Annotated in this window: 11 protein-coding genes; 4 read left to right on the top strand and 7 right to left on the bottom strand. The window is 45.8% G+C overall.

Going from position 1 to position 14,333, the window contains the following annotated elements:
- Positions 1–97: 97 nt before the first annotated feature.
- The gene (locus QUA58_RS25560; RefSeq protein ID WP_333396716.1) at positions 98–445 is read right to left on the bottom strand and encodes a rhodanese-like domain-containing protein; all 348 of its coding nucleotides are present in this window, start codon (positions 443–445) and stop codon (positions 98–100) included.
- A gap of 84 nt (positions 446–529) precedes the next feature.
- A complete protein-coding gene (locus QUA58_RS25555) occupies positions 530–1,159 on the bottom strand; it encodes a hypothetical protein (protein WP_333396713.1) in 630 nt (209 codons plus the stop codon).
- Positions 1,160–1,356: 197 nt separating this feature from the next.
- Here QUA58_RS25555 and rpsD point away from each other — a divergent pair, with 197 nt between their 5' ends.
- Complete coding sequence (gene rpsD / locus QUA58_RS25550) at positions 1,357–1,965, top strand: 30S ribosomal protein S4 (protein ID WP_293143096.1); 609 nt, start codon at positions 1,357–1,359, stop codon at positions 1,963–1,965.
- 272 nt (positions 1,966–2,237) lie between these two features.
- On the opposite strand, the gene QUA58_RS25545 is transcribed toward rpsD, so the two are convergent.
- The 4 genes from QUA58_RS25545 to QUA58_RS25530 all read right to left on the bottom strand — a co-directional run bounded on the left by QUA58_RS25545 (position 2,238) and on the right by QUA58_RS25530 (position 9,052).
- Entirely contained in the window at positions 2,238–3,440 is a 1,203-nt protein-coding gene (locus tag QUA58_RS25545; RefSeq protein WP_333396710.1) for a catalase, read from the bottom strand.
- 213 nt (positions 3,441–3,653) lie between these two features.
- The gene (locus tag QUA58_RS25540) at positions 3,654–6,425 is read right to left on the bottom strand and encodes a phospholipase effector Tle1 domain-containing protein (protein WP_333256283.1); all 2,772 of its coding nucleotides are present in this window, start codon (positions 6,423–6,425) and stop codon (positions 3,654–3,656) included.
- Positions 6,426–6,825: 400 nt separating this feature from the next.
- Complete coding sequence (locus tag QUA58_RS25535; RefSeq protein WP_333396707.1) at positions 6,826–8,259, bottom strand: MFS transporter; 1,434 nt, start codon at positions 8,257–8,259, stop codon at positions 6,826–6,828.
- Between the two features lie 637 nt (positions 8,260–8,896).
- Positions 8,897–9,052 (bottom strand): hypothetical protein, encoded by a 156-nt coding sequence (locus tag QUA58_RS25530; protein ID WP_333256277.1) that lies wholly within the window; start codon positions 9,050–9,052, stop codon positions 8,897–8,899.
- 134 nt (positions 9,053–9,186) lie between these two features.
- On the opposite strand from QUA58_RS25530, the gene cbiD reads away from it, so the two are divergent.
- The 3 genes from cbiD to QUA58_RS25515 all read left to right on the top strand — a co-directional run bounded on the left by cbiD (position 9,187) and on the right by QUA58_RS25515 (position 12,989).
- Positions 9,187–10,308, top strand: a complete 1,122-nt coding sequence (gene cbiD, locus QUA58_RS25525; RefSeq protein WP_333396705.1) for a cobalt-precorrin-5B (C(1))-methyltransferase CbiD — start codon at positions 9,187–9,189, stop codon at positions 10,306–10,308.
- Between the two features lie 353 nt (positions 10,309–10,661).
- Positions 10,662–12,263 carry a glutamine-hydrolyzing GMP synthase gene (gene guaA / locus QUA58_RS25520; RefSeq protein WP_445243706.1) on the top strand — a complete coding sequence of 534 codons (1,602 nt, stop codon included), beginning with the start codon at positions 10,662–10,664 and terminating at the stop codon, positions 12,261–12,263.
- A 510-nt stretch (positions 12,264–12,773) separates the two neighbouring features.
- Positions 12,774–12,989 carry a hypothetical protein gene (locus QUA58_RS25515; protein WP_006631949.1) on the top strand — a complete coding sequence of 72 codons (216 nt, stop codon included), beginning with the start codon at positions 12,774–12,776 and terminating at the stop codon, positions 12,987–12,989.
- 128 nt (positions 12,990–13,117) lie between these two features.
- Here QUA58_RS25515 and QUA58_RS25510 read toward each other — a convergent pair whose 3' ends face one another.
- Positions 13,118–14,251 (bottom strand): transposase, encoded by a 1,134-nt coding sequence (locus tag QUA58_RS25510; RefSeq protein ID WP_333396702.1) that lies wholly within the window; start codon positions 14,249–14,251, stop codon positions 13,118–13,120.
- Positions 14,252–14,333: the final 82 nt, after the last annotated feature.

Here is a 14,333-nt window from a genome sequence, read left to right as displayed (position 1 = left end):
CCCCAATCTAAAATCTCAACCTGTACCTCACCTTTTTGAGAAAGGCTATATCATGTCCGCCCGAACCAATTTTGTGGTAGTTGAAGCGGACATCAAATTAATAGCGGGGGACGGTTCGATCGACCACCATTGAGTAAGCATCTATGCCGCCAACAATATTTTTAACGTTGGTAAATCCTCGATCGGCTAACCAGTGGCACATTTGAGCCGATCGCACTCCGTGATGGCACAGAACTAGCGTTTCTGTGTCGCGATCGAGTCGAGCATCAATTTCACCAGACCATTCGGCAAACTCGCTCAGCGGAAAAGCTACAAATCCCGGCAGCGCAGCCAGCTCAATTTCGTAAGGTTCCCGCACGTCTACAAGCTGCAATTTCTCAGCATTGGTTGTGGCTAATTGGCGACCTAATTCTTCGACTGTAATTTGAGCAAAAATTTCTGACATTTGATTAGGAAAAAGTAGTCAACCGTTAACAGTCAACCGTTAACAGTCAACCGTTAACAGTCAACCCTTAACAGTCAACCGTTATTAATTGAGGGGCGAAGGCGGTGGAATTAGCTCCACAGGAGGGGTAGGTGCAGGGCGCCCGTCCAACTGGCTCACACTGTCCCTGGGGTCAAGACAAGTGGCGATTAACCGGTCAGTGGGAAAGTCGATCCTGCCGCTCAAACCGACTACGCATTCAGCAAACTGTTGTGGCAATAAACTGCGGCGGCATCCATCGAGCACTACCAGGGGAGCCGCAGGTTGAGTTCGACTTTTGCCGTTAATATTCACTACGCAACTAGCCAATTCCTTGGGACGCCTCACCCGCCGACAGCTAGAGAGCGCTTCCACACCCGAAATATTGGTTTTGCGGTTGATTTGGAGGGCGCATTTAGATATGTCGCGGGGGCGGAGGGCGTCAGCACAAGCGGCGGCGGCGGCCTCTGCTCCCACTCCGGCTTCGATTAGTTCCAGGGCGCAGACGCGATAGGGATTCCTAGAGCGAGGGAATCTAATAGTGATGGCTGATGCTGGTGAGATTGGCAGTGCTGTGGCCAACAAACCAAGTGCTGCTAGCTGCGTGCCGAAAGCCAATATCCAGCGCGCGGTAGGGTTTGAGCCTGTCGGTGCTGGCTTTGGGGAAGAAGTGTGGGAAAAATTGCGGTTGTGCATGGCAGATCGAGTAGTGAGTTTTTTTGGCTGATTGGGGCGATCGAGCGATCGGCTTTTCCTTCAGAATTTACCGCACATTATGGATCGCCCTGCGGTCGATCGATTTTTTTATTGATATTTGTGAGAATTTTGACCGTTACAAACATATAATATAGAGTCTGCATAAAATTGCATACAGAGATTAGAGAGGAAAATAAATGTCTCGATATCGAGGCCCCCGATTAAGAATCGTCCGTCGCCTGAAAGAGTTGCCGGGTCTCACCCGCAAAACTCCCAGACGCGATTATCCGCCTGGGCAGCATGGTCAAAACCGTAAAAAGCTCTCTGAGTATGCGGTTCGCTTGCAAGAAAAGCAAAAACTCCGTTTCAATTACGGTGTGACGGAACGCCAACTGCTCCGTTACGTCCGCAAAGCCCGCCGTGTCACCGGCTCCACAGGTCAAGTGTTACTGCAATTCTTGGAAATGCGCTTGGACAATACTGTGTTTCGGATGGGAATGGCTCCAACCATTCCGTCCGCTAGACAATTGGTAAATCACGGTCACATAACTGTCAACGACCGTGAAGTCAATATCGCCAGCTATCAGTGCAAGCCTGGTGAAGTGATTGCAGTGAAAAATAGAGAGCGATCGCGCACAATGGTTGAAGCTAATCTCAAAGACCCGGGCTTGGCTCACTTGCCCAGTCACTTGGAATTTGATAAGCAAAAACTGGTTGGCAAAGTTAACGGCATTGTCGAACGCGAATGGATTGCTCTTCAGATTAACGAACTGCTAGTGGTGGAATACTACTCGCGGCAAGCTTAATTTATTAGTCATCAGTTGTTGGTCATTAGTTATCAGTTGGTTGCTAGCAGAATAATTAATAATTGGGTAGGAACCCAGTTATTGATTAATTGCTACTGAATAGTAAGGACTAAGGACTGAGGACTAAGAATTCATAATTTTCTACACTCCCACCCCCTAAAAAGGGATGGGATTTTTTGAAGGTTTCGCTTGTTAACTTCCTTGAGTTGCCATTTGCTCAGACGACACCTGCCTGATGGCATTAAATGATGTCCCAGCCTCAAATTATTCCATTAAAAAGTTTCTTCTCCGGTTGGTTCTTGGTGGACAAGACCTCGCTTTTGAAGGCGATAATTCGCTACAACCGGGTAAACAACACCCCGTATCCGATTGATCGCACCTACTGGACGATGAACTGCTAAGCCGTTCCAGGGAGAATATCTCAGGTTTTCGTTGAAATCAGATTGTTTTTCATAATCAATAATCTGATGCTTGACTGTGAGACGACCTACTCTCAAGAATGGTGAGTCCTGTTCTTTCCAGACATTGATGCCATCGTCGATCGGCATTTTTAGGCTGGTTTGGAACTGAATGCCAAAATCCCACCAGTATTGGGCATCAGGTTTCGCCAAGGCTTGAATCAGATCCTCGCGGTAATAATTGTCTGGTTTATTGGGATCTAAACCCAAGGCTTTAGCGCGATCGACAAAGGGAAATTTAGGAATTCCAGGTCGAGATTGTTCTGGAATTATCTCGTGCGGTGGTTCGCATGAAACCGGAGTAAACCCATACTTAATTACAGCAGGATATTCGACAGGAACTAGACCAGGCTGGGAGGGATCGAAATCGGGACTGAGACCCAAAGCAGAGGGTGAACCGCTCCAATATTTTGCTGTTAGCAAACTCTTCGGAGTCCGGCTACCCGTAAGCGTTGACACCGCTAGAAAGTGTCTGGGATGTCGCATTAGCCACTTTTTCAATGTATCTGGTGATTCAACAAGAGCAGAAAAAAAGCCGTAGTAGTCTTTGATGGTTTGGCTCACAAATATCTCTGAATTGTGAACAATGATGTCCTGGGTTTTTGACTCGTGGCTTTGTGTGAGTCGTTCCCCTTCCACCCCCATCACTTTCACTGAAATTGAGCGCGAATCTTTGGCGTAATCATTGGCTACTTTGGTAGCCCCGTTAGCAAATCGCAACCAAACAGGATATTTTTTGGGTTTTGCTAGCAAACCTTGCTTAATGGAAATCGCATTGAGTTGCGAAGCAGTTAACGAGGCGCGTTTGCCCAATTCCCGTTTAATCGCTTCCTCATCAAAATCAAAAATTTCCAGAGTTCCTTTAACGCAAGCATGAGTTTTGGCGTGAGTATCTCGCAGCGCCCGATCCTTATCCCCGTAAAGATTATCCATCCGAAGCTTGGCCTGCTCAACCAAAAGATCGTAGTATTTGCGTTCGTCCTGTTCGGGATATTCTGTAAATAACTTCTTGCTCATAAATAACCTTTTAAAAGCTAATTGGGGCGATAATGGTTGGCATTTTTCCCTCTCTAATACCAATTCTCCCTCTTGCAACAATCATGAGTGTTGGGCGAGGTGCAACGGAGGGTTGTTTACGCTCACCCTGTAAGGTGCGTCGCTACGAGATTGTCGCTCTTTTTTAGGATTTAAAGGTAGCGACGCACCTTACAGCTAGTGTTGCAAGGCTCCTTAAGCTGGTTTCCAACCCTCATTATAAAAAGAAACTCTGTACTCTTTACCGGGAGTAACATTACGATTCAACACCTGCGAGAGGGTCTTGGTCTTCCTAATCTCTTCCCAACCTACAGGTGAAAAAGTTTCTGGATTGAAGACATTTTCGGCTAGCAGAGGATTAGTGAAAGCTTGAGAAAAGGCATCAATTCCTATCAGTCGTCCGACTAAAGGAGGTAAGGCTGAATTTGGCCGCAAATCTTCTGCATAGAGTCCAACATACAACTCAATGTTGTCTACGTGACCGTACAATCGTTTCAATTCTTTTTGGACATCTTCATTGCTAGTAATTTGAGTAAAATCAGTCACCCGTGGATACTTACACAGTTCGCGGTAATCGTTATAGCTTCTTAATTTCGCCGCACGACCTACACGAATGCTGGCTGTCTCGGTTGGAATCAGGAACTCAGGCGTATTGAATAAACTCAATTGCGCTGCTGGTTGGGAACAAGTTTCTTCAAACATAGCTCCCAAACCCTTGTTGATAATCATATCATTGTTCCACATCGTCTCCGGCATAGACATTTCTTTGCCGTCATGGATCAGCTTATCGGGCAGCATACTATGCCAACGATAAACTAAAGTAAACTCTACCGACATCCAATTGGTGCGATACCATTTTTCATTATTAAATGCTGGGGGATCTGTGAAAAATTGGAAGTTATAGGGAGTAATGTGGTTGATATAATCCTCTAGCACAATTTTCAGAAACTCTGCCATCACGATATTTCTGGCGGTTTGGAAAAGGCGTTCATCATCCCAAGTTGGATAGTTCCTTGCCAAGAGGTCGCACACGCGATTATGTTCTCTTAAGCTAAGAACGTTGAGCATTACATAGCCCACTTGCACATTTACACGCTCTAACTCTATCCCCATTACAAATAATTTTTGTCTCTTTTGATAGGGGATTTTGTCAGCTTTTTTTTCATTGTCACCGACTATTAGATGGGGAATTCCGTTGAATTCTTCTTTAGGCTGTCCGTTCTCATCATAGTAAAAAGGAGGATATTCTTCGCCATTAATAATTTGGCTTTTTAGCTTTCCTCCTTGATGACACCTCAGCAGCTTAGTAATATTTGCGTTCAACCCATAGACGTTACACAGATCAATTTGGTGGTTGGAACTATTTCTGCGCTGATCCAGTCGATCGGTTCGCAGGAAACTGTCGGTAAACCATTGCACGAAATACGGGAAAATCAGAGAGGATTTGGGCGAGTATTTAGTCTTTCCTCTTTTGCGATACAAGATTTCCAGTTCCTTGACATCTGGAAGATTCTTTTCAAAATTATCTGTGGGAGCTAAATTAACCCCTATGTAGTTTTTATCCGTTAAGGGCTTCCAATCCGTAGGCGGTAGTTGGAGTCCGGAATAAGTGCGATCGTTTAATGAATCCCAAGAGGTGTAGGGAGACATGGCACTAAACGGATAGGGGCGAGTTGGAATTTTTAGAATGGCATTGTTAATCAGAGTTTTGTTAACTTTTTTGCTCAGCCCCTCGTTGCTTTGAATGAAGCTCCAAAACGGTTTCAAGTTAGTTAAAAGCAAAGTCTCGATTTTGTTTTTAAATCCGTCTCTTGATGTGTCTCTTTTTGAAGACATAATGGTTTTTCCTTTTGGTTCTTGTAGATTGGATATGGTTTTTCCTTTTGGTTCTTGTAGATTCGATTGATTGCCAAGCCTCAATTCCGGGTTCTTGATCGAGTCTTTTCTATCCTCTTCAATTGGATTTAAGTTTAGATAAAAGCTTTCTAGATTTTTGGGGCGGTAGTCCTTTCGGCTTTCCAAACGCTTGAGCGTGCTTTCATGAAGATCCTCAATGGCATCGCCCACCTGGCGGAACTTGATTCCTGCCAATTTGAAGAACCCAGGATCGTTTTTAAAATCAATTTCATGATTGGGATTGATACCTGTGGGAATGACACTTGGATCGAATTCAAGCCCCAATCCAAGCTTACCGGTTGAATCCAACATCCACTGCAAGGCAGTATCTGATAAACCGCTGTATTCTTCGGTGCCACCGCCGATGCAAGAATGCGATCCTGGAAACCAAACTTGAATAACTCTCTGGTTTTCAACATCAGGATTTTTCTTCATAGGGGTAACATCAAAGATTTCGCGAACTTCGTCGATCGCCACGGCGTGCAACGCATTCTGAATCGACTTATTTAAAGTGGTGTCGTGGAATCTGTACCTTTTCTTGAGCTGTTCGTCATACTTCTTGAAGGCGGGTAGAACAGGAATACCAAGGGCTCCAACGGTGTCGAAACAACCAAGCAAGGCGATGGGGACGCGATCGCCATAATCTTTGCGGTAATCGACTGCTTCTTTATCCTTTGGTTTAATGCCTCGCTTACGGTAAAGCTCGTAAGCTTCAGATGCTCTGGTAATATGAGGGCGGTCTAGGAGACCGGAGCAATGGATCATCCCCGCTAGACTCCTGACTGTGTAAGCACCGCGACTGAACCCGAATAGATAGATTTCGTCACCACGCTCATAGTTGAGAGAAAGAAAACGATAGGCATCTTGTATATTTTTATCGATTCCCAGTCCAGTGGCTCCGCCCAAAATCTTGTTACTGTCCGATCCAACTCCCTCGTCATAAAACACGATCTGCGGAACCCCGTCACTGGCGCTCGATTTCACTGCTTGGGCAAGCTTAATCACATTACTTGGGTAACTACTATTTAGTTGTTGCCAAGTTCCATCACAGCAAACGATCAGACGTTTCATTTTTAGATTCTCTCCTTGCATCTGAAATTTGAGAACGAGCTGTCATTGGTAATCGGTTACAAGAGAATTGCCAATTCCCGTTTTTGTATCGCCTGACGGCGATCGCGGCTAATTTTTTGCTCGAAATTGTTATGTGGCTGGGCAATCTTTAGCTATTTGCATTCTCAGGATATTAGTCCCAAAACACCATCTCGTCTAGTTTCTTGTATTAAAAAGTCAATTTTATTTATATTTATTAACGTAAAAAATGACGTATTGGCCGCACCCATAGCAGATTTGGGCTGTGTTTGGGGTTAAAAGTTGTTTCAGTTACTCTCAGATTTTCTGTGATGTGCTTGAAGTTTTTAACAATCTGTGGGCCTTTCTGGTTTCTCGATCGGTAAATTTGTACGAAAATTTCCTAGCCCCGGTTAAATTTGAAACGTCCAAAAGTGGGGACGATCGACCGCAGCGACTGGCTACGAGGTTCTCGCACCAAAATCAAAGGCAGCAAGCCTACCAGCCGCACAGCAGCCGAGAGAGCAAACAGTGCTCCCAAACTCATCCCCGGAAGTTCGGCAAGAAAGCCACCGGCGGTAGTTCCCAAAGCCCCAGCTAATCCCGAAACCGCTGCGGCGATCGCAAAATAAGTCGAAGGTTGCTCGATCGACGCTATCTCCATTTGAATATTGTTACTACACAGCCCGATCGCGCCTAAAGTCGTTCCCCCCAACAAGTGCAGCAGCGGCAGCCACACCCATAGGGCAAACGGGTAATTGCCCGTACCCAACCACAGCAAAGGCGTTATCGCCACCACCAGCCCCACCGCAATTAGCAGGGGGCGATTTCCCCAGCGATCGGCCAACTTACCCCAAAACATCAGCAGCAGTAGATTTGCGCCGCAACTTAAGCTGGTGTAAATCGTTACCAAACTCACATCCAAGCTTAAATTTTTCAGCAGGTAGATATTAAAAAAAGGCGCGCTGAGATTAACAGCAAATGTCCACACACTGAAGTAAAGAATAAACATTAAAAAATTAGAATCTTTCAGCACAGAAGGCACAAAATATGTTATTTGCTTTGATTTTTTCTCTGTAAGTCTATCGCTCTTTGCATCTTTTTTATATAGCTGCGGATTCACGTCAACCATGAAGAATTGACACCCCAAACTAATCATTCCCGCCAAAACACCCACCAATAAAACAATACCGTAGCCGAAAATTGGATCGGCGCCCCAAGTTGACACTCCCAATCCCATCAGCGGCACTCCCAGCAAAGTGATGAGGCTCACAGCACTGTTGCGAAAGCCAAAATAGCGTCCCCGCAAGCGCTGAGGAACCACAGCAGCCATCCAACTGAACCAGCTAGAATTGGCAAAAGCTGCCAGCACACTAGCTGCTACGACTGTTACCAGCGTCCATTGCAGCAGTTGGTGAGAGTCTGCGTGCTGGGAACCCCAAACAATTGCCACCGCGAGTACCAGCCACAGCAGCCGCGACGCGCCGAATACAAATAGGTTGTACCAGTGGCGACTGGTTGTGCGGTCTGCGATGTAGGCTCCTAGTGGTTGCAGGAGATTTACCACCATAGGAATAGCCGAGAATATACCTATTTCCACGCTGCTCGCGCCGAGTTGCAGCAAGAAGTTGCTCAGCAGCACGCCGGTGGTCGCCGACTCGAAGATAGTGGCAAAAATGCCGTCTAGAGTTGAGGCTTTCAGGGTTGATCGAACGTCTTTTTTGGAAAATTTGAGAGCTGTTTTTGCAGAGAGAACGAGCTGAAATATTTTCGGGTCTACTATTTCTGGAGTCTGAAGAGATAGAGGTTCATTTAACTCTGCAACTGGTTCAACCATAGTCAATCGATTGTAGATTGTAGATTGTAGATTGGAGAATTGAAGTAATAGGGTGAGATAAAACCAGCCCCACCTTCAAGAGGTTCGCTCGAAAGTAGGACTGGCACGTCCGGGTAATTCATATCAATATAAATGACTGGCAATCGCTAGGACATCAACCGCTTGGGAGATATAAATTTGGTAATTGTAAAAAAGTAGGTTGTAGGGCTTAACCAGGAAGCGATCCCAGCATTTCGCCTGCCAAAAATTGCTCGAATTCCGCCTCAAACAAGTTCCCCAAAGGCCAAAACAAATTTCGCGCCCGATCCTCCATTCCGCTCTTAAACCTTTACGGCTAGCTAAATCTATAGAATGAAAGACGATGGACTTGCAGAGTATAGCTGAAGGACGATTTGTACCTAGGGATTGCTGAATAGAACTAGAAGCTATGAGTGCCAAGGGTTTCAAGATTTTTAAACACAAAAAAGTGCTCTCGTTATGACGTTTTTTGGCTCAAAATCCTTGGATTTCGGTGGAAAATTGTGGAGTAAATTTGGGAACCCATCTCCGAATCTCCCATTTTTCAAGCTGTTTGGCACCTAGATTCGATTTGTGGGCTTTTTCAGCAAGCCCTACCTAATTCCTGGAATCCGTTTGTTCAGTGCCAGCGATCGCGATCGAGATTCCGGGTTTTTTGTGAAATCACCGACACGTGTCCGTAAGGCTTCGGAGTCGGTTGTTGGCGATCCTCTACGAGGGTTCCGCTAACGCACCTCAAGAAAAGTGTGGCTGCGATCGGCAACTGGTAGGACAAAATTATTACTTGACAAAAATTACCCTAACTGGTGATAATCGCAAACCCTAAAATTAAGCTTAAATGTTTGAGGGGCATCACTGCTACGGCGTAATGTCGATCGCCAGCAAATTTACGGATTCTTGCATTAGATTGTGACAAAAACTCAACCTTTATCCGGGTATACACTGCCAGTATTTGCCTGTGCGGCCGCACTTGCAGCTTTGCGGTGCTTACGCGCAGGTATCCAGTCTGTTGATAGCGTATCAGTAAATTTACTGGAACCGCAAATAACGGCAGAAATTCCGATCGAACAGGCGTCTGTACTCAAAACTGGTACCGCTTTAGGAGTGACTCGCTCGGATCCGGGGGACAATCTCGATCTGACTCGCAATACCCCCGTTTGGGCAATGGTGGAATTGGGGAGAGAAGGAGAGGGGGAACAAATACAGATTGTTGGTGGCGAGGGAATTGGACATCATAAAGCAGGTGGAGGAGCGGCAATCTATGATTACGCGATGCGGCTGTTGCGATCAAATCTGAGCCGAGAACTCGCACCGTCCGAAAAAATTACTGTCACCCTGATTCTGCCGTCTGGGCGGCAACTAGCCACCCGCACTTCTAACGAAGCTTTCGGGGTGGTAGAAGGACTTTCGCTGCTGGGTACAACTGGCATTTCTCAACCCCTGAGCGCCCCTGGACAGTTGGAACTTTACCGCGAACAACTGCAACAAAAAGCCGAACTGTTTGACTGTTTGGTTTTCTGCATCGGCGAAAACGGTTTGGACTTGGCGCGACAACTGGGGATTAATCCTGAGAGGCTAGTCAAAACCGCTAACTGGCTCGGCCCGCTGCTGGTAGAAGCAGGATATCAGGGCGTGCAGTCAATTTTGCTCTTTGGCTATCACGGGAAACTGATGAAATTGGCTGCAGGAATTTTTCACACTCACCACCACCTCGCTGACGGGCGCAGGGAAATTCTCACAGCTTACTGTGCTAAAGCTGGAATGCCTGCCGATGCGTGTTCCGCAATTTTTGCGGCAGCGACAGCCGAAGAGGCTCTCGGGCAACTGCGGGCTTTGGACGCCGAGTTTGGGAGCAATTGGGTCGATCGAATTTACGGCGACATCGCCCGACAAATAGACTTGCGGTCATCGGATTGCATTTTTACTCACACTAACTTGCACATCCCCGTGGGCTCGGTGATGTTCGGGCGCGATCGCAAAATTATTGTTAAAAGTGAAATAGGAGATACATTTTTGACCCAAATTTGTTAATGTAGTGTGAATATCCCTGAATTCTGTTTAAAACATCGCTCAGGGATAATATTTAACAAGTAATAATTCTTTGTCCCTAGACCTTAATTATACTAGGTTGCTTGGGGACGCAGTTTTTGATGCCAGAGTTTAATTAATTAATTAGGTAGGGTAAGGATTGAAGTAAATCTATGCTTGCCCTACCTAATTAATAGACTACGAGCGCTGACTGCAATCTAGTATAAATAAGATTTATTCCTAGCGACTAATGCTTGCTCGCCTTCCTCAGTCTTGTAGTGAAGCCGGGACAAATACCTCCCCTACTTTCTGCCCAATTAGCAATTAGCAATTACGCAATAACCGTGACTACTCAAATAAAAAATGAATCAGACCTCACAAACTTTTCTCTGGGGCATATCGATCGCCAGACGATCGTGATTCTCGACTTCGGTTCGCAATATTCCGAACTGATTGCTCGTCGAATTCGTGAAACTCAAGTATATTCAGAAGTTATTTCTTACCGGACTACGGCAGAACAGTTAAAAGCTATCAATCCTAAAGGAATTATTCTTTCAGGAGGCCCGAGTTCTGTATACGATGAAAAAGCACCCCACTGCGACCCAGAAATTTGGAATTTGGGAATACCGGTGTTGGGAGTGTGTTACGGGATGCAGTTGATGGTAAAGCAGCTCGGAGGCACGGTTGAGCGGGCTAAGTTAGCCGAATACGGCAAGGCATCGCTATTTATTGACGATCCTACGGATTTGCTGACAAATGTCGAAGAAGGCAGCACGATGTGGATGAGTCACGGAGACTCCTGTACTGAGCTGCCGACGGGTTTTGAGATCCTCGCTCACACGGACAATACTCCGTCTGCTGCTGTTGCTCACCACGAGAAAAATTTGTACGGGGTTCAGTTTCACCCAGAAGTAGTTCACTCGATCGGCGGAATAGCTTTAATTCGCAATTTTGTTTACCACATTTGCGAGTGCGAACCGACTTGGACGACCGCTACTTTTGTTGAGGAATCGATTCGCGAAATTCGAGAGCAAGTGGGGGATAAACGAGTTTTGCTGGCTCTATCCGGTGGTGTAGATTCTTCTACTTTGGCTTTCTTGCTGCACAAGGCGATCGGCGACCAACTTACCTGTATGTTTATCGACCAAGGGTTTATGCGGAAGTATGAACCAGAACGGTTGGTAAAATTATTTAAAGAGCAATTCCACATTGACGTTGAATATGTTAATGCTCGCGAACGCTTTTTAGCTCAACTTGAAGGGATAACCGATCCTGAAGTAAAACGCAAGCGGATAGGTCACGAATTTATTAACGTATTTGAAGCCGAATCGAAGCGTCTGGGCCCCTTCGACTACCTCGCCCAAGGCACTCTTTATCCTGATGTGATTGAGTCGGCTGACACTAATGCAGACCCGAAAAGTGGCGATCGAGTTGCTGTTAAAATTAAAAGCCACCACAACGTCGGCGGTTTGCCGAAAGATTTGCGATTTAAGCTGATTGAACCGCTGCGAAAACTGTTTAAGGATGAGGTGCGAAAAGTCGGCCGGTCGATCGGGCTTCCGGAAGAAATCGTGAACCGACAACCTTTCCCCGGCCCGGGATTGGCGATTCGGATTATAGGAGAAGTTACCCCAGAGAGACTAAATATTTTGCGGGATGCTGACTTCATTGTTCGCCAAGAAATCAACCGGCACGGATTGTACGGTGAACTTTGGCAAGCTTTTGCAGTTTTGCTGCCGATTCGCAGTGTAGGCGTGATGGGCGATCAGCGCACTTATGCTTACCCGATCGTCTTGCGATTTATTAAGAGTGAAGACGGGATGACGGCTGACTGGGCGCGGGTTCCTTACGATTTGTTGGAACTGATATCGAACCGGATTGTGAATGAGGTTAAGGGGGTGAACCGGGTGGTTTACGATATTACTTCTAAGCCGCCGGGTACGATCGAGTGGGAGTGATTTCTAGTTAGCGATTAAGTAGGCGGACAGATTTTTTGGTCTGTCTACTTAGGATCGCGAATTAAATAACTTACAATTTTAATTGTTATTGTGGGATGGGCGGGACGCCCATCCTTTTTGGACGGGCGGGACGCCCATCCCACCAACTTGTGGAAGTTATTTAATCCCGCATTCCTTATTTTGATTTTTGATAAAAAGTCAACAGTCGTTACTTGTTGACAAGTAGTTGAAAAAGAGGTAGTTCTTCCTATGAAGGTCTGAAACTTTTGCACAGCAGGAAGTTAAGACTCGTGCAAGACGAAAATTATCACGGTGTGATAGTCAAAGGGCCGAATGTGGGTTCTAATTGTTCCACCGCTGCATTGGTTTCAATGTTGTGACTTCGATCACTGGTAACACGGACTTGGTTCACCGAATATTTTCAGTATTATCACGGAAAAAAACCAGCACCATCACTTGCTCTTAGGAGAAACCACGAGATGATTAAGGTGTCGAGTTCAAAACAATCCCATGTCTCCAGTTAATCTTCTCCCCGGCGCTATCAACGAATTAATCGCCACTGTCACCGATACTCACCGCGTTACCAAGGCTGACCGCTACGGCATGATGGCCGCCATCCTTGATGAGTCCATCAGTGAAGAAGAACGTGGCTCACTCGATCGTCTGATTCGCTCCCTGGTCAAAGGTCGGATTCAAGTCAGTGATGAACTCTCCATCGTCTCGTAAGCAGAAAGCTCGTTGAGAACTCGACACTCTAAAAGAGCTTTCGATTGGGAAAGTTTAGACCATTGAAATACTCACCGGTCTGAAGACGCGGTGATTCTTGACGCTTCATCGGGATCTGCTAACCGTTGCTAGTCTGACAATCCCGAGCGCGCCCGTTTTGAGTCGTGGCGATTCCCCATCCCGACTTTTTGTATGATTCTTGAAGCATTTTGATCTCTATCCTGCTCAGTACCACAACTGGGACAAAGCACTGAACGAACAGACAAATCGATTTTACCCCATTTAAAACCACAGTCCGCACAAACTTGGCTAGTAGGCTCCCACCTACTAATCACTTGAAACTCTCTGCCAAATTTTTCAGACTTAGCCTCACAGAGTGTCCTAAATTCTCTCCATCCTTGCTGACTAATCGCCCTTGAGAGTTTCCGGTTTTTCACCATTCCTGACACGTTCAAATCTTCCCAAATAATTACTTGGTTTTCCTTGACTATTTTGGTTGATAATTTGTGGAGGAAATCTTTACGGGTGTCGGCAATACGGTTGTGCAATTTAGCAATCTTGATTCGTGTTACGTTTCTTCTTTTAGAGTCTTTCGGTTGACGGGCTAATTTGCGCTGAAGTTTACGGATTTTTCGGTCTAACTTTCTGTAGTTAGGACTTGCCGCTTTTTCGCCATCACTCATCACTGCGAAAGTTTTGATTCCTAAGTCGATTCCGATACTTGGGTTTTTCGCTTCAGAATGAATGGGTTCAACTTCTACCACAAAACTCAGAAAATAACGATTTGCACAATCTTTGATTACTGTGACCGAACTAGGTTCAGATGGTAGCGTTCTTGACCATATTGGGTTAACAACGCCAATCTTGGCTAAATAGACACCGCTATTTTTTAGGGAAAAACCTCCAATTCTCAATCGTGCCGACTGACTATTGGTTCTTTTTTTGAACTTAGGATAGCCAACCTTACGACCTTTTCGTTTTCCCTTACAGGAGTCGAAAAAGTTCTTGAAAGCTGTTTCCAAATCCGCTACAGATTGCTGTAGGGGGATATTGGAAACTTCGCTCAACCAAGCTCTTTCTTCGGTCTTTTTCGCTTGGGTGATCACGATTTTTTGCAGGTCGGCCGAACTTGGCTTTTTTTCAGACGGCTTGCAGAGGGCCAGACTATCGTTCCAGACCTTTCGGACGCATCCAAACAGCCGCGCCAAGCTCTGCTTCTGTTCTGTCGTCGGATAAAATCTGTACTTGAATCTCGCCTTCATGTTTATACTAATATTGGTCTGTAGGTTTGATTATATATTGGTTTGCAAGTAATGACAACTGTTTACCGCCGCGAGCGCCATT

The organism is Microcoleus sp. N9_A1, assembly GCF_036701795.1.
Classification (GTDB): domain Bacteria; phylum Cyanobacteriota; class Cyanobacteriia; order Cyanobacteriales; family Microcoleaceae; genus Microcoleus.
The sequence above is the reverse complement of the archived record's forward strand: the minus strand, read 5'-3'. Positions and strand labels throughout refer to the sequence as shown.